24 protein-coding genes, 1 tRNA gene and 1 pseudogene are annotated in these 24426 nt (G+C 66.0%); 15 read left to right on the plus strand and 11 right to left on the minus strand.

Annotated features, from left to right (window positions below; all coding sequences use genetic code 11):
* Window positions 1-161: 161 nt before the first annotated feature.
* Window positions 162-281: pseudogene (locus ACI2KK_RS07390) on the plus strand (IS630 family transposase); the annotation flags it as partial.
* 146 nt (window positions 282-427) lie between these two features.
* Here ACI2KK_RS07390 and ACI2KK_RS07395 read toward each other — a convergent pair.
* Window positions 428-515 (minus strand) — tRNA-Ser (locus tag ACI2KK_RS07395).
* A 154-nt stretch (window positions 516-669) separates the two neighbouring features.
* Here ACI2KK_RS07395 and ACI2KK_RS07400 point away from each other — a divergent pair.
* From ACI2KK_RS07400 to ACI2KK_RS07435, 8 genes are all read left to right on the plus strand, one after another.
* Complete coding sequence (locus ACI2KK_RS07400; RefSeq protein ID WP_217842994.1) at window positions 670-1341, plus strand: Bax inhibitor-1/YccA family protein; 672 nt, start codon at window positions 670-672, stop codon at window positions 1339-1341.
* A 314-nt stretch (window positions 1342-1655) separates the two neighbouring features.
* Window positions 1656-3035 carry a nucleobase:cation symporter-2 family protein gene (locus tag ACI2KK_RS07405; RefSeq protein WP_404668446.1) on the plus strand — a complete coding sequence of 460 codons (1380 nt, stop codon included), beginning with the start codon at window positions 1656-1658 and terminating at the stop codon, window positions 3033-3035.
* Window positions 3036-3122: 87 nt separating this feature from the next.
* Window positions 3123-3515 (plus strand): sulfurtransferase complex subunit TusD, encoded by a 393-nt coding sequence (gene tusD, locus ACI2KK_RS07410; RefSeq protein WP_404668447.1) that lies wholly within the window; start codon window positions 3123-3125, stop codon window positions 3513-3515.
* A gap of 1 nt (window position 3516) precedes the next feature.
* On the plus strand, window positions 3517-3876 hold the full coding sequence (gene tusC, locus ACI2KK_RS07415) for a sulfurtransferase complex subunit TusC (RefSeq protein ID WP_404668448.1): 360 nt from the start codon (window positions 3517-3519) through the stop codon (window positions 3874-3876).
* On the plus strand, window positions 3876-4172 hold the full coding sequence (gene tusB / locus ACI2KK_RS07420; RefSeq protein ID WP_404668449.1) for a sulfurtransferase complex subunit TusB: 297 nt from the start codon (window positions 3876-3878) through the stop codon (window positions 4170-4172). The genes tusC and tusB overlap by 1 nt, the downstream gene beginning before the upstream one ends.
* Window positions 4169-4504, plus strand: coding sequence for a TusE/DsrC/DsvC family sulfur relay protein (locus tag ACI2KK_RS07425; RefSeq protein ID WP_404668450.1), 336 nt, complete (start codon window positions 4169-4171; stop codon window positions 4502-4504). The genes tusB and ACI2KK_RS07425 overlap by 4 nt, the downstream gene beginning before the upstream one ends.
* Window positions 4505-4533: 29 nt before the next feature.
* Entirely contained in the window at window positions 4534-5517 is a 984-nt protein-coding gene (locus ACI2KK_RS07430; protein ID WP_404668478.1) for a glycosyl transferase family protein, read from the plus strand.
* 98 nt (window positions 5518-5615) lie between these two features.
* A complete protein-coding gene (locus ACI2KK_RS07435) occupies window positions 5616-6578 on the plus strand; it encodes a glutathione S-transferase family protein (protein WP_404668451.1) in 963 nt (320 codons plus the stop codon).
* A 98-nt stretch (window positions 6579-6676) separates the two neighbouring features.
* On the opposite strand, the gene ACI2KK_RS07440 is transcribed toward ACI2KK_RS07435, so the two are convergent.
* Window positions 6677-7459: an SDR family NAD(P)-dependent oxidoreductase gene (locus ACI2KK_RS07440; protein WP_217884553.1), complete on the minus strand. Its 783-nt coding sequence runs from the start codon at window positions 7457-7459 to the stop codon at window positions 6677-6679.
* A gap of 83 nt (window positions 7460-7542) precedes the next feature.
* Window positions 7543-8574, minus strand: a complete 1032-nt coding sequence (locus tag ACI2KK_RS07445) for a sigma-54-dependent Fis family transcriptional regulator (RefSeq protein WP_404668452.1) — start codon at window positions 8572-8574, stop codon at window positions 7543-7545.
* A gap of 159 nt (window positions 8575-8733) precedes the next feature.
* On the opposite strand from ACI2KK_RS07445, the gene ACI2KK_RS07450 reads away from it, so the two are divergent.
* Entirely contained in the window at window positions 8734-9657 is a 924-nt protein-coding gene (locus tag ACI2KK_RS07450; protein ID WP_404668453.1) for a LysR family transcriptional regulator, read from the plus strand.
* A 154-nt stretch (window positions 9658-9811) separates the two neighbouring features.
* On the opposite strand, the gene ACI2KK_RS07455 is transcribed toward ACI2KK_RS07450, so the two are convergent.
* The 3 genes from ACI2KK_RS07455 to ACI2KK_RS07465 are packed head-to-tail and all read right to left on the minus strand — an operon-like array spanning window position 9812 to window position 13528.
* Window positions 9812-10603 carry an SDR family NAD(P)-dependent oxidoreductase gene (locus ACI2KK_RS07455; protein ID WP_404668454.1) on the minus strand — a complete coding sequence of 264 codons (792 nt, stop codon included), beginning with the start codon at window positions 10601-10603 and terminating at the stop codon, window positions 9812-9814.
* 13 nt (window positions 10604-10616) lie between these two features.
* Entirely contained in the window at window positions 10617-12500 is a 1884-nt protein-coding gene (locus ACI2KK_RS07460) for a TRAP transporter large permease subunit (protein WP_369990908.1), read from the minus strand.
* Complete coding sequence (locus ACI2KK_RS07465; RefSeq protein WP_404668455.1) at window positions 12497-13528, minus strand: TRAP transporter substrate-binding protein; 1032 nt, start codon at window positions 13526-13528, stop codon at window positions 12497-12499. Before ACI2KK_RS07465 ends, ACI2KK_RS07460 begins: the two co-directional genes overlap by 4 nt.
* A 393-nt stretch (window positions 13529-13921) precedes the next feature.
* On the opposite strand from ACI2KK_RS07465, the gene ACI2KK_RS07470 reads away from it, so the two are divergent.
* The 5 genes from ACI2KK_RS07470 (at window position 13922) to ACI2KK_RS07490 (ending at window position 19246) form a co-directional block, all read left to right on the plus strand.
* Entirely contained in the window at window positions 13922-15088 is a 1167-nt protein-coding gene (locus ACI2KK_RS07470; RefSeq protein WP_404668456.1) for an acetyl-CoA acetyltransferase, read from the plus strand.
* 178 nt (window positions 15089-15266) lie between these two features.
* The gene (locus ACI2KK_RS07475) at window positions 15267-16847 is read left to right on the plus strand and encodes an acyl-CoA synthetase (protein WP_404668457.1); all 1581 of its coding nucleotides are present in this window, start codon (window positions 15267-15269) and stop codon (window positions 16845-16847) included.
* Window positions 16844-17395 (plus strand): hypothetical protein, encoded by a 552-nt coding sequence (locus ACI2KK_RS07480; protein WP_217884545.1) that lies wholly within the window; start codon window positions 16844-16846, stop codon window positions 17393-17395. The genes ACI2KK_RS07475 and ACI2KK_RS07480 overlap by 4 nt, the downstream gene beginning before the upstream one ends.
* Complete coding sequence (locus ACI2KK_RS07485) at window positions 17392-17802, plus strand: PPC domain-containing DNA-binding protein (protein ID WP_404668458.1); 411 nt, start codon at window positions 17392-17394, stop codon at window positions 17800-17802. Before ACI2KK_RS07480 ends, ACI2KK_RS07485 begins: the two co-directional genes overlap by 4 nt.
* Before the next feature lie 118 nt (window positions 17803-17920).
* Entirely contained in the window at window positions 17921-19246 is a 1326-nt protein-coding gene (locus tag ACI2KK_RS07490) for an OprD family porin (protein WP_404668459.1), read from the plus strand.
* Between the two features lie 122 nt (window positions 19247-19368).
* Here the strand turns inward: ACI2KK_RS07490 and cysG are convergent, their stop codons facing one another.
* The 5 genes from cysG to lolA are packed head-to-tail and all read right to left on the minus strand — an operon-like array spanning window position 19369 to window position 24404.
* Window positions 19369-20760 (minus strand): siroheme synthase CysG, encoded by a 1392-nt coding sequence (gene cysG / locus ACI2KK_RS07495; protein ID WP_404668460.1) that lies wholly within the window; start codon window positions 20758-20760, stop codon window positions 19369-19371.
* Window positions 20761-22041 carry a serine--tRNA ligase gene (gene serS, locus ACI2KK_RS07500; RefSeq protein WP_404668461.1) on the minus strand — a complete coding sequence of 427 codons (1281 nt, stop codon included), beginning with the start codon at window positions 22039-22041 and terminating at the stop codon, window positions 20761-20763.
* Window positions 22042-22071: 30 nt separating this feature from the next.
* A complete protein-coding gene (crcB, locus tag ACI2KK_RS07505; protein WP_404668462.1) occupies window positions 22072-22446 on the minus strand; it encodes a fluoride efflux transporter CrcB in 375 nt (124 codons plus the stop codon).
* Window positions 22443-23768, minus strand: a complete 1326-nt coding sequence (locus ACI2KK_RS07510; RefSeq protein ID WP_217884539.1) for a replication-associated recombination protein A — start codon at window positions 23766-23768, stop codon at window positions 22443-22445. Before ACI2KK_RS07510 ends, crcB begins: the two co-directional genes overlap by 4 nt.
* Before the next feature lie 12 nt (window positions 23769-23780).
* Entirely contained in the window at window positions 23781-24404 is a 624-nt protein-coding gene (gene lolA, locus ACI2KK_RS07515; RefSeq protein WP_217842983.1) for an outer membrane lipoprotein chaperone LolA, read from the minus strand.
* Between the last annotated feature and the right edge of the window lie 22 nt (window positions 24405-24426).

The raw sequence follows: 24426 nt of genomic DNA on the forward strand, positions 1-24426 counted from the left end.
ATGCGAAGATGGCCATCAGCGCTGGGCCATCAAACGAAGAGGCTGCCTGATGAGTCGGCGCAGGCATGGCGACATGGAGGATACAGAGCCTTTTGCATTGCAATCCACAGACCTCACCACGCTTCAAGGCTGGTTACGCATGAGTACGCTGGAGCCTTCTGGATTTTCTCCGGCAGATTGACAACAACACGCCTGCCGAACTGGATCTGCATGTGATCCTGGACAACAACTCGAGCCACATAACCGCTGCGGTCAAGGTGTATCGCGTCAGGGCTGATAGGCGCTGCAAGGCTTGCGGCAGGCGCTGCCAGACCTCACTGGTCAAGCGTGCAACGCGCTAAAAACGCGCCCAGGCAGAGCATGCGCATGGGTGCATTTTTGCATCCCCAAAAACGCAAAAAGCCCTGAATAATCAGGGCTTTGTATATGGCGGAAGCGTAGAGATTCGAACTCTAGGATAGTTGCCCATCGACGGTTTTCAAGACCGTTGCCTTAAACCACTCGGCCACGCTTCCAGCTCGTTTTGCGGCGGCCATAATACCGTAATGAAACAAGCTGTCAAACTCTCTGTGTCGCGGGTTGCGGCAGCTCTGGTATGCTCTGCTCACTTACGTTTCAATGCCGAGGGTCCGAGACCCCGGCCCATCACCCAATCTAAGGAGTGTCGCCATGCGCGAACAGGATTACGCCGTACACCAGGGCCAACAGGTCGAGCAGCAGGAAATCAGCAAGGTCCTGCGCAACACGTACAGCCTGCTGGCACTCACCCTCGCCTTCAGCGGCATCATGGCCTTCGTCTCGCAACAGATGGGCTTCCGCTACCCCAACGTGTTCGTCGTGCTGATCGGCTTCTACGGCCTGTTCTTCCTCACCGCCAAGCTGCGTGACTCGGCCTGGGGCCTGGTATCCACCTTCGCCCTCACCGGCTTCATGGGCTTCATCCTCGGCCCTATCCTCAACCGCTACCTGGGCATGAGCGGCGGCGCCGAAGTGGTCAGCTCGGCCTTTGCCATGACCGCCCTGGTGTTCGGTGGCCTGTCGGCTTACGTGCTGATCACCCGCAAAGACATGAGCTTCCTCAGCGGCTTCATCACCGCCGGCTTCTTCGTGCTGCTGGGCGCCGTGGTTGCCAGCTTCTTCTTCCAGATCAGCGGCCTGCAACTGGCGATCAGCGCCGGCTTCGTGCTGTTCTCGTCGGTATGCATCCTGTTCCAGACCAGCGCCATCATCCACGGCGGCGAGCGTAACTACATCATGGCTACCATCAGCCTGTATGTATCGATCTACAACCTGTTCGTCAGCCTGCTGCAGCTGTTCGGCATCATGGGCCGTGACGACTGATACAGTCGCTGTGCCTGAATGAGAAAGCCCGCTTCGGCGGGCTTTTTTGTGGGTCAACATCAACCGCCATCCCCACATTCAGGCATGGATAGCGTGGGAGCGGGCTTGCCCCGCGAACTCGATGTAACCCGTAACATCCAATCGCGGGGCAAGCCCGCTCCAACGCCATTGACGCCATGCCCTAAAGGGCCCGAAAAACTGGACCTTAAAGTCAGCTTGTTCGCCGATCATGCCGACATCTGCCCTGCCCCTACCCCAATCGGTTTTCTGCCCGTAGAATGCGCTCCTTTTTTCTGCCGGGGCAGCATTTTCCAATGAGTTCTCATGAACACGAGCCAGGCGCGGCGGCGCCTGTCAACGAACTGGTACTGGGCCTCGAAGACAAACCGCGCCCGCTGATCGGCCTGCTGGCTGCACTGCAGCACCTGCTGGCGATCATCGTGCCGATCGTCACCCCGGGCCTGCTGATCTGCCAGGCCCTGGGCGTGTCGGCGCGCGATACCAACCTGATCGTGTCCATGTCGCTGGTCATCTCTGGCATTGCCACCTTCGTGCAATGCAAGCGCTTCGGCCCGTTCGGTGCCGGGCTGCTGATCGTGCAGGGCACCAGCTTCAACTTCGTCGGCCCGCTGATTGCCGGTGGCGCGTTGATGGTGCAGCAAGGCACGCCGGTTGAGGCGGTGATGGCGGCCATCTTCGGTGTGGTGATCGCCGGCTCGTTCGTCGAAATGGGTGTGTCACGCATCCTGCCCTTCGTCAAACGCCTGATCACCCCGCTGGTGACCGGCATCGTCGTGCTGATGATCGGCCTGACCCTGATCAAGGTCGGCCTGATCAGCATGGGCGGCGGCTTTGGCGCCATGCAAAACGGCACCTTCGCCAACGGCGAAAACCTGCTGCTGTCGGGCGCCGTGCTGGCGGTCATCGTCCTCCTCAACCGCGTGCCGGTGGTGTGGATGCGCAGCTGCGCCATCGTCATCGCCCTGGCCGTGGGCTATGCCCTGGCCGGCTACCTGGGCCGCCTGGACTTCACCGGCATGCACCAGGCCGCACTGTTCCAGGTGCCGACGCCGCTGCACTTCGGCTTGGGCTTTTCGTGGGCGCTGTTCATCCCGATGCTGGTGATCTACCTGGTGACCTCGCTGGAAGCCATCGGTGACGTCACCGCCACCAGCAAGGTGTCGCGCCAGCCGGTCGAAGGCCCGGTGTGGATGCAGCGCATCAAGGGCGGCGTGCTGGTCAACGGCGCCAACTCGCTGCTGGCCGGCCTGTTCAACACCTTCCCCAGCTCGATCTTCGCCCAGAACAACGGCGTGATTCAGCTGACCGGCATCGCCAGCCGTCATATCGGTATCTGGATCGCTGCCATGCTGGTGCTGCTGGGCCTGTTCCCGAGCGTCGCCGGGGTGATCCAGGCAGTACCGGAGCCGGTACTGGGCGGCGCGGCCATGGTGATGTTCGGCGCAGTGGCAGCCTCGGGTATCAACATCCTCGCCAGCACCCGCCTCGACCGCCGCGCGCTGCTGATCATCGCCGTATCGCTGGCCCTGGGCCTGGGCGTGGCGCAGGTGCCGGAGTTCCTCGCGCACATGCCGGCGGCCATCCGCAACGTGCTGGAATCGGGGGTCGCCACCGGCGGCATCTGCGCTCTGGTGCTCAACTGGTTCCTGCCAGAGAGCAAAGGCCAGCACTGAGCCTAACCTGCCTGAAGCGAAGAGCCCGCGCCCACCCGCGCGGGCTTTTTGCTTTATCATGGCGGCATTCTTTTGCACGAGTTCCCGATGAAATTCGCCATTGCGGTCTTTTCCCCGGCCCATGCGCCCTCCTCGCGCCGCGCCCTGCGTTTTGCCGAGGCGGTGCTGGCCGGCGGGCATGACATTGCCCGCTTGTTCTTCTACCAAGACGGGGTGCACAGCGCCTCGGCCAACGTCGTCACGCCCCAGGACGAGCTGGATGTGGCCGCCCAGTGGCGCGAATTCGTCAACCAGCACCGCCTCGATGCCGTGGTGTGCATCGCCGCCGCCCTGCGCCGCGGCGTGCTCAACGACGAAGAAGCCAACCGCTACCAGCGCCCGGCAGTGAACCTGCCGATACCCTGGGAGCTGTCCGGCCTTGGCCAACTGCACGAGGCCGCGCAAGTGGCCGACCGCCTGGTCTGCTTTGGAGGTGATTGAAATGGCCAAGTCCTTGTTGATCATCAGCCGCCAGGCGCCCTGGGCCGGCCCGTCCGCCCGCGAGGCGCTGGATATTGCCCTGGCCGGCGGCGCCTTCGACCTGCCGCTGGGCATGCTGTTTCTCGATGACGGCGTGTTCCAGCTGGCCGCCGCCCAGCAGCCCGATGCACTGCAACAGAAGAACCTCGCCGCCAACCTGCAGGCCCTGCCGATGTTTGGCGTTGACGAGCTGTTCGCCTGCGCCCACAGCCTGGCCCGGCGCGGCCTTGATGGCGAGGCGCTGAGCCTGCCGGTCGAAGTGCTCGACGACGACGCGCTGAAAGCCCTGATGGCCCGTTTCGACCAGGTGGTGACGCTCTGATGACGACCCTGCATGTAATCAACCATTCGCCGTTTGGCGACGAGCGCCTGGCCAGTTGCCTGCGCCTGCTCGGCCCAGGCGACGCGCTGCTGCTGTGCGGCGACGCCACCTACGCGCTCAAGCCCGGCAGCGAACCGCTGCGCGCGCTGCAAGCCGCAAGCCTCGACGGGCGGCTGTTCGCCCTGGCCGAAGACCTGCAAGCCCGCGCCCTCGACGCCACCGCGGCCAAGGCCGTTGACTACCCCGCCTTCGTCGAGCTCACCCTGCACTACGACAAGGTCAACAGCTGGCTATGAGCACCCTGACTGTCGGCGAGCGCGCCATCGCCCTGGACAAGGACGGCTTTCTGGTCGACCTGCAAGACTGGTCGCACCCGGTGGCCGAAGCGCTGGCCGAGCGCGAAAGCATCTCCCTCACCGCCGAGCACTGGGAAGTGCTCGAGGTGCTGCGCCAGTTCTACGCCGAATACCAGCTGTCGCCCGCCACCCGCCCGCTGATCAAGTACACCGCGCTCAAGCTGGGCGCGGACAAGGGCAACAGCCCGCACCTGAACCGCCTGTTCAACGGCACCCCCGCCAAACTGGCCGCCAAGCTGGCGGGCCTGCCCAAGCCGACCAACTGCATATGACCGAGCCCTCCGTGAACGAAGCCCGCCCGCTGACCCTGGAAACCCCGGCCGAACACCCCTTCGCCGAATTCGTGCGCATTCTCGGCAAGGGCAAACGCGGCGCCCGCGGCCTTACCCGCGAGGAGGCCCGCGCCGCCATGACCCTGCTGCTCGAAGGCAAGGTCGAGGACACCCAGCTGGGTGCCTTCCTGATGCTGCTGCGGCACAAAGAGGAAAGCGCCGAAGAGCTGGCCGGCTTCACCGAAGCCCTGCGCAGCCACCTGCATGCCCCGGGCATCGCCGTGGATCTGGACTGGCCGAGCTACGCCGGCAAGAAGCGCCACCTGCCCTGGTACCTGCTGGCGGCCAAGTGCCTGGCCGGCAACGGCGTGCGCATTCTGATGCACGGCGGCGGCGCCCACACCGCCGGGCGGCTGTACACCGAGCAGCTGCTGAGCCTGCTGACCATCCCGCTGTGCCGCGACTGGGCCTGCGTCGAGCAGGCCCTGGGCAGCCGCCAACTGGCGTTCTTCCCGTTGCAGGACTGGGCGCCGCAGCTGCAGCGCATGATCGACCTGCGCAACACCCTCGGCCTGCGCTCGCCCATCCACTCGCTGGCCCGGGTGCTCAACCCGCTGGGCGCGCGCTGCGGCCTGCAGAGCATCTTCCACCCCGGCTACCAGGCGGTGCACCGCGAGGCCAGCCGCCTGCTCGGCGACCACGCCGTGGTGGTCAAAGGCGACGGCGGCGAAATCGAGATCAACCCAGACGTCATCAGCCACCTGTACGGCACCTCGGCCGGCGAAGCCTGGGACGAAGAGTGGCCGGCCCTCAGCGCCCAGCGCCATGTGAAGCCGGCCAGCCTGCAGCCCGAGCACCTGCTGGCGGTATGGCGCGGCGAAGCCGAGGACAGCTACGGCGAACTGGCTGTGGTGGCGACCATGGCCCTGGCCCTGCGCGGCCTGGGCCAAGGCCGTGAGCAGGCCTTCGCCACCGCCCGTGGCTACTGGACCACCCGCAAAAACATCGAATAAACCGATCAAACCACCGCAGTCTTTGCGCTATTTATTCGAACGTTTTTCTCTAGACTGAGCTCCAACGACAAACCACTTTTGTTCCGAGGAGCTTCACCATGGGCCTTTTGATCGACGGCCGCTGGCACGACCAGTGGTATGAAAACGGCAAGGACGGCGCTTTCAAGCGCGAGAACGCCCAGCGCCGCAACCCGCTGCCGGCACCCGAGGCCGGCCGTTACCACCTGTACGTGTCACTGGCCTGCCCATGGGCCCACCGCACCCTGATCGTTCGTGCCCTCAAGGGCCTGGAGCCGCTGATCGACGTGTCGGTGGTGAGCTGGCTGATGGGCGAGCACGGCTGGACCTTCGATCAGCAGGACGGCTCCACCGGTGACCACCTCGACGCCCTGCAGTACCTGCACCAGCGCTACACCCAGGACGACCCGCAGTACACCGGCCGCGTGACCGTACCGGTGCTGTGGGACAAGAAAGAGAAGCGCATCGTCAACAACGAGTCCTCGGAGATCATCCGCATCTTCAACACCGCGTTCAACGAACTCACCGGCAACACCCTGGACCTCTACCCCGAGCCCCTGCGTGCAACCGTCGACGCCCTGAACGAGCGTATCTACCCGGCGGTGAACAACGGCGTGTACCGCGCCGGCTTCGCCACCACGCAAGAAGCTTATGAAGCCGCGTTCGACGAGGTGTTCAACGAGCTCGATTACCTGGAGGAGCTGCTGGGCCGCAACCGCTACCTGGCCGGGGAATACCTGACCGAAGCCGATGTACGCCTGTTCACCACCCTGGTGCGTTTCGATGCGGTGTACCACGGCCACTTCAAGTGCAACCTGCGCCGCCTGAGCGACTACGCCAACCTCTCCAACTGGCTGCGCGAGCTGTACCAGCTGCCAGGGGTCGCGGCCACCGTGAACATGGAACACATCCAGAAGCACTATTACATGAGCCACAAGACCATCAACCCCAACGGCATCGTGCCCAAGGGCCCGCTGCAGGACTTCAACCAGCCCCACGACCGCGCACGCTTGCCGGGCAAGGGGATCTGGCAGGCCAGTTGATCGCCTGCAGGGCCCTATCGCCGGCAAGCCGGCTCCTACAAGGCTTCGCTAAACCCTGTAGGAGCCGGCTTGCCGGCGATGAGGCCCTCAAGCCTTGATCAATCGCGCATAAACCCGCCATCCACATCCATGATTTCCCCGGTCACAAACCCCGCCTCCGCCGAGGCCAAAAAGCACACCGCCGCCGCAATGTCCCGCGGCGTGCCAGCCCGCCCCAGCGGCATCTGCGCCAGCACCTGGGCACGGGCCTGGGGCGCCAGCACGCTGGTCATCTCGGTATCGGTCAGCGCCGGCGACACCGCGTTCACCGTGATGTCGTAAGGCCCCGCCTCTCGCGCCAGGCCCTTGGTCAGGGCAATCACCGCGCCCTTGGCTGCGGCATAGCAGCTGTTGCCCAGCAAACCGCCACCGCGCTTGCCGGCCACCGAGGCGATATTGATGATGCGCCCGCCACGCCTGGCCATCATGCCCGGCAGCACCGCCTTGGCGCAGAAGAACACGCTGTTCAGGTCGATGGCCATCACCCGGTTCCACTCCGCCGTGGTCAGTTCCAGCAACGGCGCGGTCGAGACGATCCCGGCGTTGTTCACCAGAATGTCCACGCCCCCCAGCAGCGCCTCGACCTGCTGCACCATCGCCAGCACCTGGGCTTCATCGGCCACATCCACCCCCACCCCGACCGCTTCAACGCCCTGCTCACGCAGCTGCGCCGCCGCCTGCTCGGCCGCTACCGGGTCCAGGTCACAAAGGGCTACCCGCGCCCCGCCATACCCCAGCGCCGCAGCAATGGCGTGGCCAATCCCCCGGGCAGCGCCGGTCACCAGCGCGGTGCGCCCGGCCAGGGTGAAGTTCAGTGGAGCGTGCACGGCAGTGTTGCTCATGGTGTTTTCCTTTTTGAAGGCCGTAGCCGTTCGCGCCCTCTGCTCGGCAGAGGGCGTGGATCGAAGATGGGGTTAGCGGAAGGTCAGGCGGTGCCGCAGGCGCCTAGCGCCAGCTGCTCCTTGAGCGGCGGGATCTCCAGCCGGCGCATCACCCGGTACAACGAGGGCCGGCAAATGCCCAGCTCACGGGCGGCCGCCGACATGTTCCAGCGGCAGGCCTGCAGGGTGTCGAGCACATCGCTGCGCTCATCGCCCTGCACGGCCTGGCGGCGGATCGGGGTGATGTTGGCCGGCAAGGCCGCAGGCGCCTGGCACTGGCCGAGTAAGTCCGGCGGCAGGTCGCCACGCTGGATGCGCGCACCGTCCATCACCGCGCAGGCGTAACGCACCACTGCGCGCATCTGGCGCAGGTTGCCCGGCCAGGGGTGGCCGAGCAGTAACGCCCATACATCACCCAACACCTGGCGCGGGTCACAGCCGGGCAGCTCGTAGGCAACCATGTTGCACAACAGCTCGCCGCGGTCGCTACGCTCGCGCAGCGCCGGCAGGTGCACCACGCCGGTGGCGATGCGATAGAACAGGTCTTCACGAAAACTACCGTCGGCCACCCGTGCGGCCAGGTCCTGGTGGGTGGCGCACACCAGCGCGAAGTTCACCGGCACACTGCGCTCGGCGCCCAGCGGCGTCACCTCGCGCTCGGCAATCACCCGCAGCAGGCGGGTTTGCTGCTCGAACGGCATGTCGCCGATCTCGTCGAGAAACAAGGTACCGCCATCGGCCTGCTGCACCTTGCCCTTCTTGCCGCCAGGCAGTGCGCCGGAGAAGGCGCCGCGGGTATAGCCGAACAGCTCGCTTTCGATCAGCGTCTCGGGGATGGACGCGCAGTTCAGCGCCACCAGTTGGGCGGCGCGGCGCTGGCTGTGGGCATGCAGGGCGCGGGCAAGGATCTCCTTGCCGGTGCCGGTCTCGCCGCGAATCATCACGGCGATGCCGCGCTCCATCAGGCGCAGCGCACGGCGAAAGGCCTGGCGCACCATCGGGTCGCTGTCGTGGGCGATATCGCATTCGGCAATGGCGGGCAGGCAGGGGCGAACGGGGTCGATCAAAGCGGTCATCAGCGTCACCTTTTTCTTGTTCTATAGCTTGTGACTATGTCGGCGGGCGGCGCTTGTGGCGCGGCCGGGGCCGAAGGGGCGTTGCAGGTTCACATTAGGGAGGCGCAGTTATATTTTCCAATACATAATCCAGCATCGACTGATACCTTTGAGAGCATCATGATCGAACTTCGCCACCTGCAGTACTTCCGCACCCTGGCCGAAACCCTGCACTTTGGCCGCGCCGCCGAACGCCTGCATATCAGCCAGCCGCCGCTGTCACGACAGATCGCCCTGCTGGAAGAAGAACTGGGGGTCAAGCTGTTCGACCGCTCACGCCGGCGGGTGGAGCTGACCGAGGCCGGCCAGCGCTTCTACCTGGATACCGGCACCGTGTTCGCCGCCTTCGAGCAAGCCAAGCGCAACGCCTTGGCTGCGGCGCGGGGGGCAGCCGGCGAACTGTCGGTGGGGTTCATGATGTCGACGGCCTACAGCATCACCCCGGCCATCACCCGGCGCTATGCCGCGCTGTACCCGCAGGTGAACCTCAAGCTCACCGAAACCCTGCCGCTGGACCTGGCCCAGGACATCAGCAGCGGCAACAAGGACGTGGCGATCATGTACCGCCCGCAGGACTGCACGGGCCTGGAGACGGTGACGCTGTACCGCGAGGAAATGACCCTGGTGCTGCCCCCCGGCCACCGCCTGGCCGAACAGCCGTTGGTGGAGCCGCGAGAGCTTGCCGGCGAGACCTTCATCATCGTGCCCCGGCGCATCGCCCCGGCGCTGCACGACATGATCTGCAACTACTGCCTGCAGCATGGCGTCACGCCCAACATCGGCCTTGAGATCAACATGCAGCAGACCATCGTCAACCTGGTGGGCGAAGGCCTGGGGGTGGCCATGGTGCCGCGCTCGATGCGCAACATGCGCCTGGCCAGCACCAGCTTCCGCCCGCTGCGCGCAGCGCCAGTGATCGAGGTGGTGGCGGTGTGGAAGGCCGACAACCACAACCCCTGCATCGCCACCTTCGTCGAGGCAGCGTTGCAGGTTGGCGAGCAGGCCACACGGGAAGATGAGGCGCGGCGGTTGGCAGAAGGCTAAGGCGCGCACGGTCCTTGTAGGAGCGGCCTTGTGTCGCGAAAGGGTCGCGCAGCGGCCCCAGGATTTGCGCAGCATGCAACATTGCCGGGGCCGCGTTGCGGCCCTTTCGCGACACAAGGCCGCTCCTACAAAAAGGGACCGCGTTCGGGGTTGATCAGATCTCCAGAATCCCCGACGCCATGAACCCGCCATCCACCGGGATCACATGCCCGCTGATGTACGACGCATCCTGCGACGCCAAAAACGCCACCGCCCCGGCCATCTCCGCTGGCGTGCCATAGCGGCGCAGCGGCACCGCCCGGGCATACGACTCGCGGGTGGCCGCCGAATGCAGGCTGCGGGTCAGCGGCGTGTCCACCGGCCCCGGCGCAATGCCGTTGACGGTGATGCCATGTTCGGCCAGCTCGATGGCCATCTGCCGGGTCAGGCCGATCACCGCCGCCTTGGAGGTGCCATAGGCCGTGCGGCCCATGCTGGCGCGCATGCCGCTGATCGACGCGACGTTGATGATCCGCCCCCAGCCCTGCTCGCGCATCAGCTGCGCGGCCTGCTGGCTGCACAGCAAGGTGCCGGTGAGGTTGATGTTCATCAAGCGCTGCCAGCCCTCAAGCTCGGTCTCTAAAAACGGCTGGGTGCGGGCGACGCCGGCGTTGTTCACCAGCACATCGCAGCGCCCGCAGCGTTCACGCAGGGTGGCGAACAACCCGGCGATGGACGCCGCGTCACCAATGTCGATGGCCAGGGCCAGGGCGTCGATGCCCTGGGCCTGCAACCCGGCGACCATCTCCTGGGCCGCGCCCAGGTTGATATCGGCCACCACCACGGTGTGGCCGTCGTGCCCCAGGCGTTCGGCGATGGCCGCGCCGATGCCCATGGCGGCACCGGTCACCAGGGCCACACGTCCGTGGGCAGGTACCGGCAAAGTCGTTTTCGCAGCTTGGCTCATGTCAGGTGCTCTCTTAGAGGAAACCGATGGAAATCCACGGGAAACAGGCAACGATCACCAACGCCACCAGCAGCGCGCCGAGGTAACCCCAGACGCGGCGGATAACGTGGTCGGACGAGGTCTTGCTGATGGCGCAGGCGGCATAGAAGCCCACCCCCAGGGGCGGTGCGAACAGCCCCACGCCCATGGCCAGAATCACCACCATGGCGTAGTGCACCGGGTGGATGCCCAGCAGCTCGGCCAGGGGGAACATCAGCGGGCCGAACAGCACGATGGCCGGGATGCCTTCGAGCACACTGCCAAGAATGAGGAAGGTGAGGATGGTCACCACCATGAAGCCGATGACGCCGCCGGGGATGTCCTCGATCAGCTCCACCAGCGACTGCGAAAAGCCCGACTGGGTCAGCGCCCAGGCCATCGACGAGGCCATGCCGATGATCAGCAGAATGGCCCCGGACAACGCGGCGGCCTCCAGCAGCATCGGGTACAGCCGGCGCCATTCGATATGGCCCATGAACAGGTGCATCACCAGGCCCACCAGCACCACGTAGGCCACGCCGATGGTCGACACCTCGGTGGCGGTGGCCGCCCCTTCCAGCACCGCCACGCGAATCAGCAGCGGCAGCGCCAGCGCCGGCAGGGCGATCAGGAAGGTCTTGCCCACTCGCGACAGCGGCGCGCGCTCGATGGCCGGCGCGTCGTCCTTGCGCGACCGCCACCAGCACACCGCGGCAATCGCCAGGGTGGCGACCACCGCCGGCATCAACCCGCCGATGAACAGCGCAGTGATCGACACACTGCACACCGCACCGATGGTGATAAGCACCAGGCTCGGCGGGATGGTCTCGGTCATCGCCCCGGTAGCCGACAGCAGTGCTGCCAGCTCCTCAGGCTTGGAGCCGCGGCGTTTCATCTCGGGGAACAGCGCCGGGGCCACGGCAGCCATGTCGGCCACCTTCGAGCCGGAAATCCCCGACACCAGAAACATCGCCCCCAGCAGCACGTATTGCAGGCCGCCGCGTACATGGCCCAGCAGCGAGGCCATGAAATCGATCAGCGTGCGCGCCATGCCCGACAGCTGCAGCACCACCCCCAGCAGCACGAACAGCGGCACCGCCAGCAACACCATGTGCGACATGCCCTCGTCCATGCGCCCGACCACGATCGACAACGGCGCATGGGTGGCCAGGGCCAGGTAGGCCATGGTCGCCGTGCCAAAAGCAAAGGCGATGGGGATGCCGCCGAACACGCAGGCGCCCAGCAGCACCAGGAAGAACACCACCAGGTTGTAGTTGCCCATGGCCGCCAGCAGCGGCTGCGCCAGCCACAGCGCCGCCGCCACCGCGCCGACCACCGCCAGCCCGGCCATGAACTGGCGCACCGTCGAATAGCGCGCCATGCGCGCCACCGCCGCCAGCAGCATCAGCACCGCGCCCACCGGCAACGCCGCGGCGCGCACGCCGTCGGGGATGCCCAGCGCCGGGGTGGTGATCCACATCTGTTCATGGGAATGCTGCATGGCCGGCCCGATGATCATCGCCACGAACAGGCAGACAATCAGCGCCGACAGGGTTTCGCTGAAACCGCGCCAGGCGGCGGGCAGCTTGTTGACCAGCGCCGACATGCGCATGTGCTCGCCACGGTCCAGCGCCAGCACGGCGCCGAACATGGCCAGCCAGATGAACAGCGACGAGGCCAGCTCGTCGGACCAGATCAGCGGGCTGTGCAGCACGTAGCGGGCAATCACCCCCGCCAGCAGCACGAAGGTCTCGATCACCATCAGGGCGACAGCAATCACCCCCACCAGGCGCATGGTCCAGGTATTGAGGCAGATCAGCACCCGGGCCGGCAGGCGCTGCGAAACGGTGGAGGCCGGTAGCGCAGGGGCGCGCATCATGCCAGCTTCCCGGAATACTGCTCGAGGATGGCCCAGGCCTGGTCACCGAACTTGTCGTGCCAGTCGGCATAGTAGTTGGCGCTGCGAAGCTTGTCGCGAAACGCATCGGCGGGGGCTTCGACCAGCTCCAGGCCCTGCCCTTTCAAGGTGTCGCGGGTGCTGCCCTCAAGCTTGGCGAGGTCCTCGCGCTGGCCCATCACGGCGGCGTCGATGTGCTTGCGCAAAATGGCCTGCATATCCGCCGGCAGGCGGGCGAACGAGGCGCTGTTGCCGAGCATCCAGAAGCCGTCCCACACATGGTTGGTCAGCGAGCAGTACTTCTGCACCTCGTACAGCTTGGCCGAGGACACCAGGGTCATGGGGTTCTCCTGGCCTTCGACGATGCGCGTCTGCAGCGCCGAGTACACCTCGGCGAAGTTGATGCTGGTGGGCGCCGCCTCCAGCGCGCGGAAGATCGACATGATGATCGGGCTGGGCGGCACCCGCAGCTTCATGCCGCGCAGGTCGTCGGGGCTGGTGATCGGCCGGGTGCTGGTGGTGGTCACCCGGAAGCCGTTGTCCCACATGCGGTCGAAGGCGAACAGGGTGCCGGTCTTGGCGATTTCGCCGCGCACATGCTCGCCCAGCGCGCCGTCCATGGCGCTCCAGACCTGCTGGTAGTCCTTGAACGCAAAGCCCACTGCGCTGATCTGCACCGACGGCACCATGGTGCCGAGGATCACCGGCGACAGCGAAAACAGGTCCACCGCCCCCGAGCGCACCTGGGCCAGGGTATCGGTGTCGCTGCCCAGCTGGCTGCTGGGGAACACCTGCACGCTCAGCGCGCCGTTGGTTTCTTCCTTGATGGCCTTGGCCATGGCCCGGGCGCGCACGTTCATTGGGTGGCTGATGGGCAGGTTGTTGGCGAACTTGAGTTTGAAGTCGGCGGCGCGGGTGCTGGGGCTGTAGAAGCCAAGCCCGGCGGCAGCGACCGCGGCCGATGCCACGGAGGCCGTCTTGATGAAGGAACGGCGGGTGAAATCGCTCATGAAGCTCTCCTGACCTATTTGTTCTTATTGATCGAGTGGGATACGGCGATGGTGATAGAGACATAGCAATAGGGGTGCCACCCTGGGCCAGGCCGGCCCGCAAGCATCGAAACAAGCCCAAGTCAGCGTCTAAGCCACTGATTTGCAAGGGCCTGGTTAACAGCCGCAGCGGTGTATCAAATTGTGTTCACAGCACTTCGGTACTGCCCGGGGTGTAACAGGTGTCTCCCTGGACTGTCGCCCGGCCGCCCAGGGCGACACCTGTAGCAGTGCAACTGCTACCGCCCGACACCCCGGCCAATGCCCACAAAACCACGGCGCAGAGGGCTTGCCAAGCGCCTGGCACCGTTCTTGCCATCGACCTCGCAAACCCATCGAGCGAGGACACACCTCATGGATGCACCCCTGATCAGCGGCTGGTACCACGCGCCCTTCGGCAAGTTTCCCGACATCGACGCCGAGCAGATGATGGCCGACGCCGCCGTCGGCGCCCTCACCCATGCACGACTGGAACCCGGGCAGATCGACTCGGTTCATGTCGGCCATTTCAACGCAGGTTTTGTGTACCAGGACTTCCCTTCGGCACTGCTGGCCAACCACTTGCCGCAGCTGCGCTTCACCCCGTCGGTACGGGTGGAGAACGCCTGCTCCACAGGCTCTGCGGCCATTCACTCGGCCTTGCAGGCGGTGCTCAGCGGGCAGTCGCGGCATGCGCTGGTGGTGGGCTTCGAGAAGATGAACGGCCTGCCCACCGCCGAGGTTGGCAAGATTTTGCTCAAGTGCTGCTACGCCCGCGAAGAAGCCGAGGTCGAAAACGGCTTCGCCGGGGTGTTCGGCAACATTGCCAGCGCCTACTTCGAACGCTACGGCGACCAGTCCGACGCGCTGGCCATGATCGCCGCCAAGAACCACGCCAACGGCGCACTCAACCCTTACGCCCACATGCGCCGTGACGTTGGTTACGACTTCTGCCGCACGCCTTCGGACAAGAACCCCTTCGTCGCCGGCCCGCTCAAGCGCAGCGACTGCTCGCTGATCAGCGACGGCGCTGCGGCGCTGGTGATCAGCCGCGCCGACCAGCGCATCGCTGGCCAGCCAGCGGTGCGTTTTCGCGCGGCAGTGCAGGCCAACGACTACCTGCCGCTGTCGCGCCGTGACCCCACGGTATTCGAAGGCGCGGCGCGGGCCTGGCGGCAGGCCCTGGGCCAGGCCCGGCTGACCCTGGCTGAGCTGTCGCTGGTGGAGACCCACGACTGCTTCACCATCGCTGAGTTGCTGGAATACGAAGCCATGGGCCTGGCCGAACGCGGCCAGGGCGCGCGGGTGATTGCCGAGGGCATCAGCCGCAAGGATGGCCGGCTGCCGGTCAACCCGTCCGGCGGGCTCAAGTCCAAGGGCCACCCGATCGGCGCTACCGGGGTGTCGATGCACGTGATGGCGGCCATGCAACTGTGCGGCCAGGCCGGCGACATGCAGCTGCCCCGCGCCGACCGCGCCGGGGTGTTCAACATGGGCGGCGCGGCCGTGACCAACTACGTAAGCATTCTGGAGGGGGTGTGATGAGCTTGCAGAGCGTTACCAGCACCACATTCCCTGTGGGAGCGGCTTCAGCCGCGAACACCGGCGTAGCCGGTGCCAACCACCGCGTTGCCTGCTTCGCGGCTGAAGCCGCTCCCACAGGGGGCAGTGTGCAGCCCCTGGCTGGAATCAATTCAAAGACTTCGAGGGAGCTACACCCATGACCGGCATCGACAACGTGATGAACCTGGGCGAACTGCTCGCCCAGGTGGCCCGCCGCCTGCCCGACCAGCCCGGTTTCATCCGTGGCACGCACAGCGTCAGCTGGCGCCAGCTGCTGCAGCGGGTCGACAGCCTGGCCGCCGCCCTGCGCGCCCGCGGCCTGCAACAAGGCGACCGGCTGCTGGTGCACTCGCGCAACAACCTGCAGCTGTTCGAAAGCGCCTGGGTGGCGTTCCGCCTGGGCGTGGTGTGGGTGCCGACCAACGTGCGCATCACCCCGCCGGAGGCGGCCTACCTGGGCAGTTCCAGCGGCGCGGTGGCGATGCTCTACGACGAAGGCTTCGGCCATTACGTCGATGCCGTGCGCGACGTTTCACCCGCCTTGCAGACGGTCATCGCCATCGGTGCCCCGCGCCCGGGCGAGCTGGGCTACGACGCCCTGCTCGACGAAGGCGCGCCACTGCAAGCGGCGTTCCGCCCGGCCGAGGTGCGCTACCACGACCCCCTGTGGTTCTTCTACACCTCCGGCACCACCGGCCACCCCAAGGCCGGCGTGCTCACCCACGGGCAGATGGCCTTTGTGGTCAACAACCACCTGGCCGACCTGATGCCGGGCTTGAGCCAGCAATCGCGCTCGCTGGTACTGGCGCCACTGTCCCACGGCGCCGGCATCCACGCCCTGGTCAACGTCGCCCGGGGCGCGGCCAGCGTGCTGCCGGCCGGCGAGCGGCTGGACTGCGACGAGGCCTGGCGCCTGGTGCAGGAGCACCGCATCGACAACCTGTTCACTGTGCCCACCATCGTCAAGATGCTCACCGAAGACCCGGCCGTGCAGCGTTACGATCACAGCAGCCTGCGCCAGGTGATCTACGCCGGTGCGCCGATGTACCGCGCCGACCAGTGCCACGCCCTGCGCACCTTGGGCAAGGTGCTGGTGCAGTACTACGGCCTGGGCGAAGTCACCGGCAACATCACCGTACTGCCGGCCGACTGCCACGACGCCGAGGACAGCCCCCAGGCCAAGGTCGGCTCGTGCGGCTACCCGCGCACCGGCATGCAGGTGGCGATCCTCGACGAGCAAGGCGTGGAGCTGCCCACCGGCACCGACGGCGAGATCTGCGTGCGCGGCCCGGCGGTGTTCGCCGGTTACTACAACAACCCCGAAGCCAACGCCGCGTGCTTCCGCTTTGGTTGGTTCCACACCGGCGACCTGGGCCATGTTGACGAGCAGGGTTACCTGTTCATCACCGGCCGCGCCTCGGACATGTACATTTCCGGCGGCTCCAACGTGTACCCCCGGGAAATCGAGGAAGCCCTGCTGACCCACCCGGCAGTCAACGAAGTGGCGGTGCTGGGTATGCCCGACGAAAAGTGGGGCGAGTGCGGCTATGCGGTGATCGTCACCACCGGCGAGGTCAGCGACGAGCAACTGCTGGCCCACCTGGAGCCGCGCCTGGCGCGTTACAAGTGGCCCAAGCGCTTCGTGCGCTGGCACGACATGCCCAAGTCCGGCTACGGCAAGATCGTCAAGAAGCACATCCGCACGCTGCTCGAAGCGGGCCAGGAGCAGCCGGCATGACCCCGCACTTCGAAACCCGTGGCGGCGTGCGCCACTTCATCCATGGCGGCCAGCCGCAACAGCCGCGCCTGCTCGACTGCGAGGTGGCCCACGGCGAAGAGCTGCGGGTGGAGCTGCCGTTGGCCTGCAACGTCGCCGAAGGCCTGCTGGCCGCGTTGCAGGGCCGCCGCTACCAAAGCGCGGTGGGGCGCATTTTGTGTGGCGGCGCTGCGCACCTGAGCTACCACCGCATGGTCACCACCAGCGATGCCCAGCGCCCCTACGACTATGGCCAGCCGGTGGTGCTGGACGGCTACATCACCTTCATCAGCGGCGCCCTCACCGTTGGTCGCGATGCTGCCGGCGCCCCGCTGCTGCACTGCCACGCAGGCTTCATCGACCGCGACGGCCAGCAGCATGGCGGCCACCTGGTGCTCAACCGGCTGATCGTCGGCAGCGAGCCGCTGGTGATCCGCCTGTGCCTGTTCGACCAGGTGGCCTACCAGGTCAAGCCGGACGCCGAAACCCAGTTCAACCTGCTGCACCCTGTGCTCAAGGAGGCTTCATGACCCTCGCCCAACCCTTGCTTGAAAGCGTGCTTGAAACCGAGGTGCAAAGCGGCCAGCTGGGCCGTTTGGTGGTGGCCCGGCTCAAGCCCAACGAAGACATCATCGACAGCGCCGAAGCCCTGTGCGCCAGCCACGGCATCGCATGCGCGGTGGTGCGCGGCGGGCTGGGCAGCCTGATCGACGGTGAACTGCACTACCTGGGCCGCCAGGGCATGCAGGGCATTCACGTGCCAGGCCCCGGGGTCGAAATTCTCAGCATCAGCGGCGAGATCGTCGCCGGGCAAAGCCGCCTGCAGGCGGTGCTGGCCGATGCCGACGGCAACCTCTTCGCCGGCCGCCTGCAACGCGGGCGCAACCTGTCGTTCATCACCGTCGAGCTGACCTTACAGGAGTGGTTGCCCGATTGACCTGTAACACTGCCATCGCCGGCAAGCCGGCTCCTACAGGTGTCACCGCTCTTCTGTAGGAGCCGGCTTGCCGGCGATGGCGCCCCCTGCAACAACCCCCTCCCCTCAGGAAAAAACAATGACAACAAAGCCATTCGCGCACCTGTACCTGTTCACCGCTGGCGCCCTCGCCCTGCCCATGGCCAACGCCGCCTTCATCGAAGACGGCAAGGCCAGCCTCAACCTGCGCAACTACTACTTCAACAACGACTTTCGCGACCGCCCGGGCGCTGCCGGCCAAAGCAAAACCGCCGAGTGGGCCCAGGGCTTCATGCTCGACTACAAGTCCGGCTTCACCGACGGCACCGTCGGTGTTGGCGTCGATGCACTCGGCATGCTTGGCGTGCGCCTGGACGGCGGCGCCGGCAACCACCGTGGCAGCTCGATGATCCCCGACGACAGCGACGGTAGCGCGGTGCACGACTGGAGCCGCCTGGGGCTAACCGGCAAGCTGCGCTTTTCGCAAACCGAGGCGCGCTACGGCACCTTGCAACCCAAGCTGCCCATTCTGGTGGCCAACGACGGCCGGGTACTGCCGCAGACCTTCGAGGGCGGCATGCTCACTTCCAAGGAAATCGACGGCCTGACCCTCACCGGCGGGCGCCTGGAGCACACCACCGGCCGCGGTTCAAGCAACCGCTCGGGCCTGGCGGTGGCCGGCGGCACACAAGAGAGCAACGAGTTCCTGTTCGCCGGTGCCGACTACCAGCTCACCGGTAACCTCAAGCTGCAGTACTACGCGGCAAAGCTTGAGGATTACTACCTGCAGCACTTTGCCGGGCTGGTGCACACCTGGGCGCTGGCTGACAACCAGTCGCTGACCACCGACCTGCGCTATTTCAAGACCGACGCCAGCGGGCGCAACGACTCCGCCGGTGGCCGTGCGGCCGGCTACACCGTAGGTGGCCTGGGGGACACCGCAGGCAAGATCGACAACGACACCTGGAGCGCCATGTTCACCTACGCCATCGGTGGGCATTCGGTGTTGCTCGGGCACCAGCGGGTGTCCGACAGCGGCAACTTCGTGCAACTGAACCAGGGTAATACGGGTGAAGGCGCGGCCGGGGCGAGCATCTACCTGTTCACCGACCGCCTGGTGACCAGCTTCACCCGCGCGGGCGAGCGCACCAGCTTTGGCCAGTACAGCTACAACTTTGCAGCCTTGGGGGTGCCGGGGCTGGTGGCCTCGGTGGCGTACCTGAAGGGCACGAACATTCGCATGGTCTCAGGTGGCGACGAGAAGGAATGGGAGCGCGATATCGCCCTGGACTATGTGGTGCAGAGCGGTGCGTTCAAGGGGCTGGGGTTCAGCTGGCGCAACGGCATGCTGCGCAGCGGGGTGCCCAGTGAGTGGGACCAGGACCAGAACCGGTTGACCGTGAGTTATTCGGTGCCGTTGTTCTAGCTTGAGATTGCCGGGGCTGCTTTGCAGCCCATCGCGACACAAGGCCGCTCCTACAGGAAACGCATCTCCCCTGTAGGAGCGGCCTTGTGCCGCGAAAGGGCCGCAAAGCGGCCCCGGCGATTTCAGCTGTTTTGCGAACCTTCGAACCACTTCAGCTTGTCACGCAACTGCACCACTTCCCCGACTATCACCAGGGTTGGCGCATGCACTTCATGCTGGGCCACCAGCGCCGGCAAATCCGCCAGGGTACCGGTGAATACCCGCTGGTTGCGCGTGGTGCCTTGCTGCACCAGCGCTGCCGGGGTACTGGCCGCACGGCCATGGCGAATCAACTCGGCGCAGATGGTCGGCAACCCCACCAACCCCATGTAGAACACCAGGGTCTGGGCCGGCGCCACCAGGTCGTGCCAGGGCAGGTTGCTGGTGCCGTCTTTCAAGTGGCCGGTAACGAAACGTACCGACTGGGCATAGTCGCGGTGGGTCAGCGGAATGCCGCCATAGGCGGAACAGCCACTGGCCGCGGTAATGCCCGGCACCACCTGGAACGGAATGCCCTGCTCGGCCAGTTCTTCGATCTCTTCGCCGCCACGGCCGAAGATGAACGGGTCGCCCCCCTTCAGGCGCAGCACGCGCTTGCCTTGTTGGGCCAGGTCCACCAGCAGGCGGTTGATCTGATCCTGAGGCACGGCGTGGTCGGCGCGGCGCTTGCCCACATAGATGCGCTCGGCGTCACGCCGGCACATCTCGATGATGGCCGGAGCCACCAAACGGTCGTACAGCACCACGTCGGCCTGCTGCATCAGGCGCAGGGCACGGAAGGTCAACAGGTCCGGGTCGCCGGGGCCTGCGCCCACCAGGTACACCTCGCCGCCCTGCTGCACCGGCGCACCTTCGACCATCTCGCGCAGCAGGCGCTCGGCCTCGGCGCCCTGCCCGGCCAGCTGGCGCTCGGCGATCGGGCCCTGGAACACCGTCTCCCAGAAGCCGCGGCGCTGGTTGACGTCGGGGTACAGTGCCTTGACCTTGTCGCGAAAACGCGCGGCCAGGCCGGCCAGCTCGCCGTAGGCAGACGGGATCCAGGCCTCCAGCTTGGCCCGGATCAGGCGCGCCAGCACCGGCGCATCGCCGCCGCTGGACACCGCCACCACCAGCGGCGAACGGTCGACGATAGCCGGGAAGATCACCGTGCACAGCGCCGGCGCATCCACCACATTGACCGGCACGCTCAGCGCCTGGGCGTCGGCCGAAACCTGGGCGTTGAGGCCCGGGTCATCGGTGGCCGCGATTACCAGGCGGCAGCCGGCAAGATCGCCTTGCGCATAACCGCGCACCAGCACCTCGCCGCCACCTTCACGGGCAAGCGCGGCCAACTGGCCGTCGATGTCCGGCGCCACCACGCGCAGCACGGCGCCGGCGTCGGCCAGCAGGCGCGCCTTGCGCAGGGCGATCTCGCCCCCGCCGACAACCAGCGCGCGGCCACCCTGCAGCTTGTGAAACAGCGGCAGGTAGTCCATTTAGCGAATGACCTCGACGCCGCCCATGTACGGCTTGAGCACTTCCGGCACGCGGATCGAACCGTCGGCCTGCTGGTAGTTCTCCAGCACCGCTACCAGGGTGCGGCCAACTGCCAGGCCGGAACCGTTGAGGGTGTGCACCAGCTCCGGCTTGCCGGTTTCCGGGTTGCGCCAGCGGGCCTGCATGCGGCGCGCCTGGAAGTCGCCGCAGTTGGAGCAGGAGCTGATTTCGCGGTACTTGTCCTGGCTCGGCACCCACACTTCCAGGTCGTAGGTTTTCACTGCGCCAAAGCCCATGTCACCGGTGCACAGGGCCAGTACGCGGTATGGCAGCTCCAGCAGCTGCAGCACGCGCTCGGCGTTGCCGGTCAGGCCTTCCAGGGCTTCCATCGACTTGGACGGCTCCACCACCTGCACCATCTCGACCTTGTCGAACTGGTGCTGGCGGATCATGCCGCGGGTGTCACGGCCCGACGCACCGGCTTCGCTGCGGAAGCACGGGGTGTGGGCGACCAGCTTGAGCGGCAGCTGCTTGGCGTCGAGGATCTCGCCCGCCACCAGGTTGGTCAGCGACACTTCGGCAGTCGGGATCAGGTAGAAGTCAGCCTCGCCTTCGCGGGTGATCTTGAACAGGTCTTCCTCGAACTTCGGCAACTGGCCGGTGCCCTGCAGGGCCGGGGCCTGCACCAGGTACGGGGTGTAGTGCTCCTCGTAGCCGTGCTCGCCGGTGTGCAGGTTGATCATGAACTGCGCCAGGGCGCGGTGCAGGCGGGCAATCGGGCCGCGCAGCACGGCAAAGCGGGCGCCGGACAGTTTGGCCGCAGCCTCGAAGTCCAGGCCACCGCTGACTTCGCCCAGGGCGACGTGGTCCTTGATCTCGAAATCGAAGGTTTGCGGGGTGCCCCAGCGGCGTACTTCGACGTTGTCGTCTTCGCTGGCACCCACCGGCACGCTGGCGTCCGGCAGGTTGGGGATGGTCAGCAGGATGCCGTCCAGCTCGGCCTGGATCTCGTCCAGCTCAGCCTTGCCGGCAGCCAGCTCATTGGCCATGCGCTCCACATCGGCCATCAGCGGCGCGATGTCTTCGCCCTTGGCCTTGGCCTGGCCGATGGACTTGGAGCGGGCGTTACGCTCGGCCTGCAGCTGTTCGGTGCGGGTCTGCACCGCCTTGCGGCGCTCTTCCAGTGATTCGATGCGCGCGACATCCAGGCTGAAGCCACGGGAGGCCAGGCGATCCGCCACTTCCTGAAGTTGGCCGCGTAACAGTTTGGAATCGAGCATATCGTTCTCTCGTTATGTGTTGGTATTGGTTCAGAAACGGGTCAGGGCAAGGCCGGCCCAGGTGGCGAGCAACCCGCCCACCACACTGGCGCCGGTATAGCCCAGGGCCAGCGGTACCTGGCCGCTTTCCAGCAGGCGCACGGTGTCCAGCGAAAAAGAAGAAAAGGTCGTCAGGCCGCCCAGAAAGCCCACGATCAGCCCGGCGCGCAGCTCGACCGGCACCATGGGTTTGTGCAGGAAAAGGCCGTACAGCAGGCCGATCAGCAGGCAGCCGATCAGGTTGACCGCCAGCGTACCGAGATAGAAGTGCCGTGGCCAGTGGGCAACCACCCAGTTGGCAGTGGCAAAACGCAGCAGCGTGCCGGCGATGCCACCCGCGCTGACGGCGGCGATGAGTGCGATCACGGTTTTCTCCGCTGCAGGGGGCTGTTGCGGTCGAGCTCGGCCAAGTGGCGCAGCTTCTCGCCGATTTTCAGCTCAAGGCCGCGCGGCACCGGCTGGTAGTACTGGCGTGGCTCAAGCTGCTCGGGGAAATAGTCTTCGCCAGCGGCGTAGGCGTCGGGCTCGTCGTGGGCGTAGCGGTATTCTTCGCCATAGCCGAGCTGCTTCATCAGCTTGGTGGGGGCGTTGCGCAGGTGCAGCGGCACTTCCAGCGAGCCATGCTCGGCGGCTTCGCGCAGGGCGGTCTTGAAGCCCACGTACACGGCGTTACTCTTGGGGGCACAGGCGATGTAGGTGATGGCCTGGGCCACCGCCAGCTCGCCCTCGGGGCTGCCCAAGCGCTCTTGTACATCCCAGGCTGCCAGGCACAGGCTCAAGGCCCGGGGGTCGGCGTTGCCGATGTCCTCGCTGGCCATGCGCACCACGCGGCGGGCGATGTACAGCGGGTCGCAGCCGCCGTCGAGCATGCGCGCGTACCAGTACAGCGCACCATCAGGGTTGGAGCCGCGCACCGACTTGTGCAACGCCGAGATCTGGTCGTAGAAGGCCTCGCCGCCCTTGTCGAAGCGCCGGCGGCTGTCGCCGAGCAGGCTTTGCAGCATCTCGACATCGATTTCGCTGCCGTCTTCGGCCAGGTCCGAGGCGTTCTCGAGGAAGTTGAGCATGCGCCGGCCATCGCCATCGGCGGCGGCCATGAGCATCTTGAACGCTTCGTCACCCACCCGCAGGTTGCGCTTGCCAAGGCCACGCTCTTCGGTGAGCGCGCGGTTGACCAGCTTGCGCAGCGCCGGCTCGTCGAGGCTCTTGAGCACGTACACCCGGGCCCGCGACAGCAGCGCGTTGTTCAGCTCGAAGGACGGGTTCTCGGTGGTGGCGCCGATGAACAGCAGGGTGCCGTCTTCCACGTAGGGTAGAAAGGCGTCCTGCTGCGACTTGTTGAAGCGGTGCACCTCGTCGACGAACAGGATGGTGCGCCGGCCGTACTGACCGGCCTGCTGCTTGGCCACCTCCACCGCCTGGCGGATCTCCTTGACCCCGGCCAGCACCGCCGAGACCGTTTCGAAGTGCGCGTCGCAAAACTTCGCCAGCAGCCGCGCCAGGGTGGTCTTGCCGACCCCGGGCGGGCCCCAGAAGATCATCGAGTGCAGCGCGCCCTGCTCCAACGCCTCGCGCAGCGGCTTGCCGCGCGCCAGCAGGTGCTCCTGGCCGACATACTCGTCCAGGTTGGACGGGCGCAGGCGGGCGGCCAGGGGCTGGGCGACGGGTTCGCTTCGAAACAGGTCCATCACGGGCTCCGGTTACTCCTTGATGACGTCCGCGCCTTTGGGGATGTCAAAGGTGAATCGGCTGTCGGCCACCGGCTGGTTGGCCTTGACGCCGTTGAACAGGATGTTGGTACGTTGGCCAACGCTGTCCACCAGCTGCATTTCGTTGATCAGGCCCTTGCGGAACGACACCCGTAGCGAGTCGAACAGGGTGTCCTTGGTTTTCGGCTTGAGGGTGAAGTCCATCACTTCGCCCTGCTCCAGGGAGCTGATGTCAAAGCTCTGGCTGATCTTCGACACATCACCGGACAGCAGCAGCGCCGGGGTCTGGTTCAGGCGTACATCGAGCTTCTTGACGGTGGCCTGCTCCAGGTCCGGGTCCCACAGGGTGACGTTCTTGCCGTCCGACACCACCACCTGCTCCTGCGGTGCATCGGTGTGCCAGTAGAACAGGCCCGGGCGCTTGACGGTCATCTTGCCGGACGTTTCCTGCAGGCTGGTGCCGCTGGCGTCGATGGTCAGCTGGGAAAAGTTGGCCTCGATGGTCTGCGACTTCTCGAGCAACTGGGTCAGGCGCTGCACATCCTTTTCGCCCGCGTGTGCCGACAGGCTGGCCGCGGCCAGGGCAGAAACCAACAGCATGCGAATCATGCGCATGGGAATCCTCGTAGAGCGTGAA

It is taken from the genome of Pseudomonas sp. NPDC089406, from assembly GCF_044900265.1.
In the GTDB taxonomy this organism is placed as follows: Bacteria; Pseudomonadota; Gammaproteobacteria; order Pseudomonadales; family Pseudomonadaceae; genus Aquipseudomonas; species Aquipseudomonas fakonensis.

Coding starts and splice junctions, on each gene's coding strand:
- ACI2KK_RS07490 (WP_404668459.1), top strand. CDS start 17,921: ATGACAACAAAGCCATTCGCGCACCTGTACCTGTTCACCGCTGGCGCC.
- cysG (WP_404668460.1), bottom strand. CDS start 20,760: ATGGACTACCTGCCGCTGTTTCACAAGCTGCAGGGTGGCCGCGCGCTG.
- ACI2KK_RS07450 (WP_404668453.1), top strand. CDS start 8,734: ATGATCGAACTTCGCCACCTGCAGTACTTCCGCACCCTGGCCGAAACC.
- ACI2KK_RS07425 (WP_404668450.1), top strand. CDS start 4,169: ATGAGCACCCTGACTGTCGGCGAGCGCGCCATCGCCCTGGACAAGGAC.
- ACI2KK_RS07475 (WP_404668457.1), top strand. CDS start 15,267: ATGACCGGCATCGACAACGTGATGAACCTGGGCGAACTGCTCGCCCAG.
- serS (WP_404668461.1), bottom strand. CDS start 22,041: ATGCTCGATTCCAAACTGTTACGCGGCCAACTTCAGGAAGTGGCGGAT.
- tusC (WP_404668448.1), top strand. CDS start 3,517: ATGGCCAAGTCCTTGTTGATCATCAGCCGCCAGGCGCCCTGGGCCGGC.
- ACI2KK_RS07440 (WP_217884553.1), bottom strand. CDS start 7,459: ATGAGCAACACTGCCGTGCACGCTCCACTGAACTTCACCCTGGCCGGG.
- ACI2KK_RS07405 (WP_404668446.1), top strand. CDS start 1,656: ATGAGTTCTCATGAACACGAGCCAGGCGCGGCGGCGCCTGTCAACGAA.
- ACI2KK_RS07460 (WP_369990908.1), bottom strand. CDS start 12,500: ATGATGCGCGCCCCTGCGCTACCGGCCTCCACCGTTTCGCAGCGCCTG.
- ACI2KK_RS07455 (WP_404668454.1), bottom strand. CDS start 10,603: ATGAGCCAAGCTGCGAAAACGACTTTGCCGGTACCTGCCCACGGACGT.
- ACI2KK_RS07485 (WP_404668458.1), top strand. CDS start 17,392: ATGACCCTCGCCCAACCCTTGCTTGAAAGCGTGCTTGAAACCGAGGTG.
- tusD (WP_404668447.1), top strand. CDS start 3,123: ATGAAATTCGCCATTGCGGTCTTTTCCCCGGCCCATGCGCCCTCCTCG.
- lolA (WP_217842983.1), bottom strand. CDS start 24,404: ATGCGCATGATTCGCATGCTGTTGGTTTCTGCCCTGGCCGCGGCCAGC.
- ACI2KK_RS07480 (WP_217884545.1), top strand. CDS start 16,844: ATGACCCCGCACTTCGAAACCCGTGGCGGCGTGCGCCACTTCATCCAT.
- ACI2KK_RS07400 (WP_217842994.1), top strand. CDS start 670: ATGCGCGAACAGGATTACGCCGTACACCAGGGCCAACAGGTCGAGCAG.
- ACI2KK_RS07445 (WP_404668452.1), bottom strand. CDS start 8,574: ATGACCGCTTTGATCGACCCCGTTCGCCCCTGCCTGCCCGCCATTGCC.
- ACI2KK_RS07470 (WP_404668456.1), top strand. CDS start 13,922: ATGGATGCACCCCTGATCAGCGGCTGGTACCACGCGCCCTTCGGCAAG.
- tusB (WP_404668449.1), top strand. CDS start 3,876: ATGACGACCCTGCATGTAATCAACCATTCGCCGTTTGGCGACGAGCGC.
- ACI2KK_RS07465 (WP_404668455.1), bottom strand. CDS start 13,528: ATGAGCGATTTCACCCGCCGTTCCTTCATCAAGACGGCCTCCGTGGCA.
- ACI2KK_RS07435 (WP_404668451.1), top strand. CDS start 5,616: ATGGGCCTTTTGATCGACGGCCGCTGGCACGACCAGTGGTATGAAAAC.
- ACI2KK_RS07510 (WP_217884539.1), bottom strand. CDS start 23,768: ATGGACCTGTTTCGAAGCGAACCCGTCGCCCAGCCCCTGGCCGCCCGC.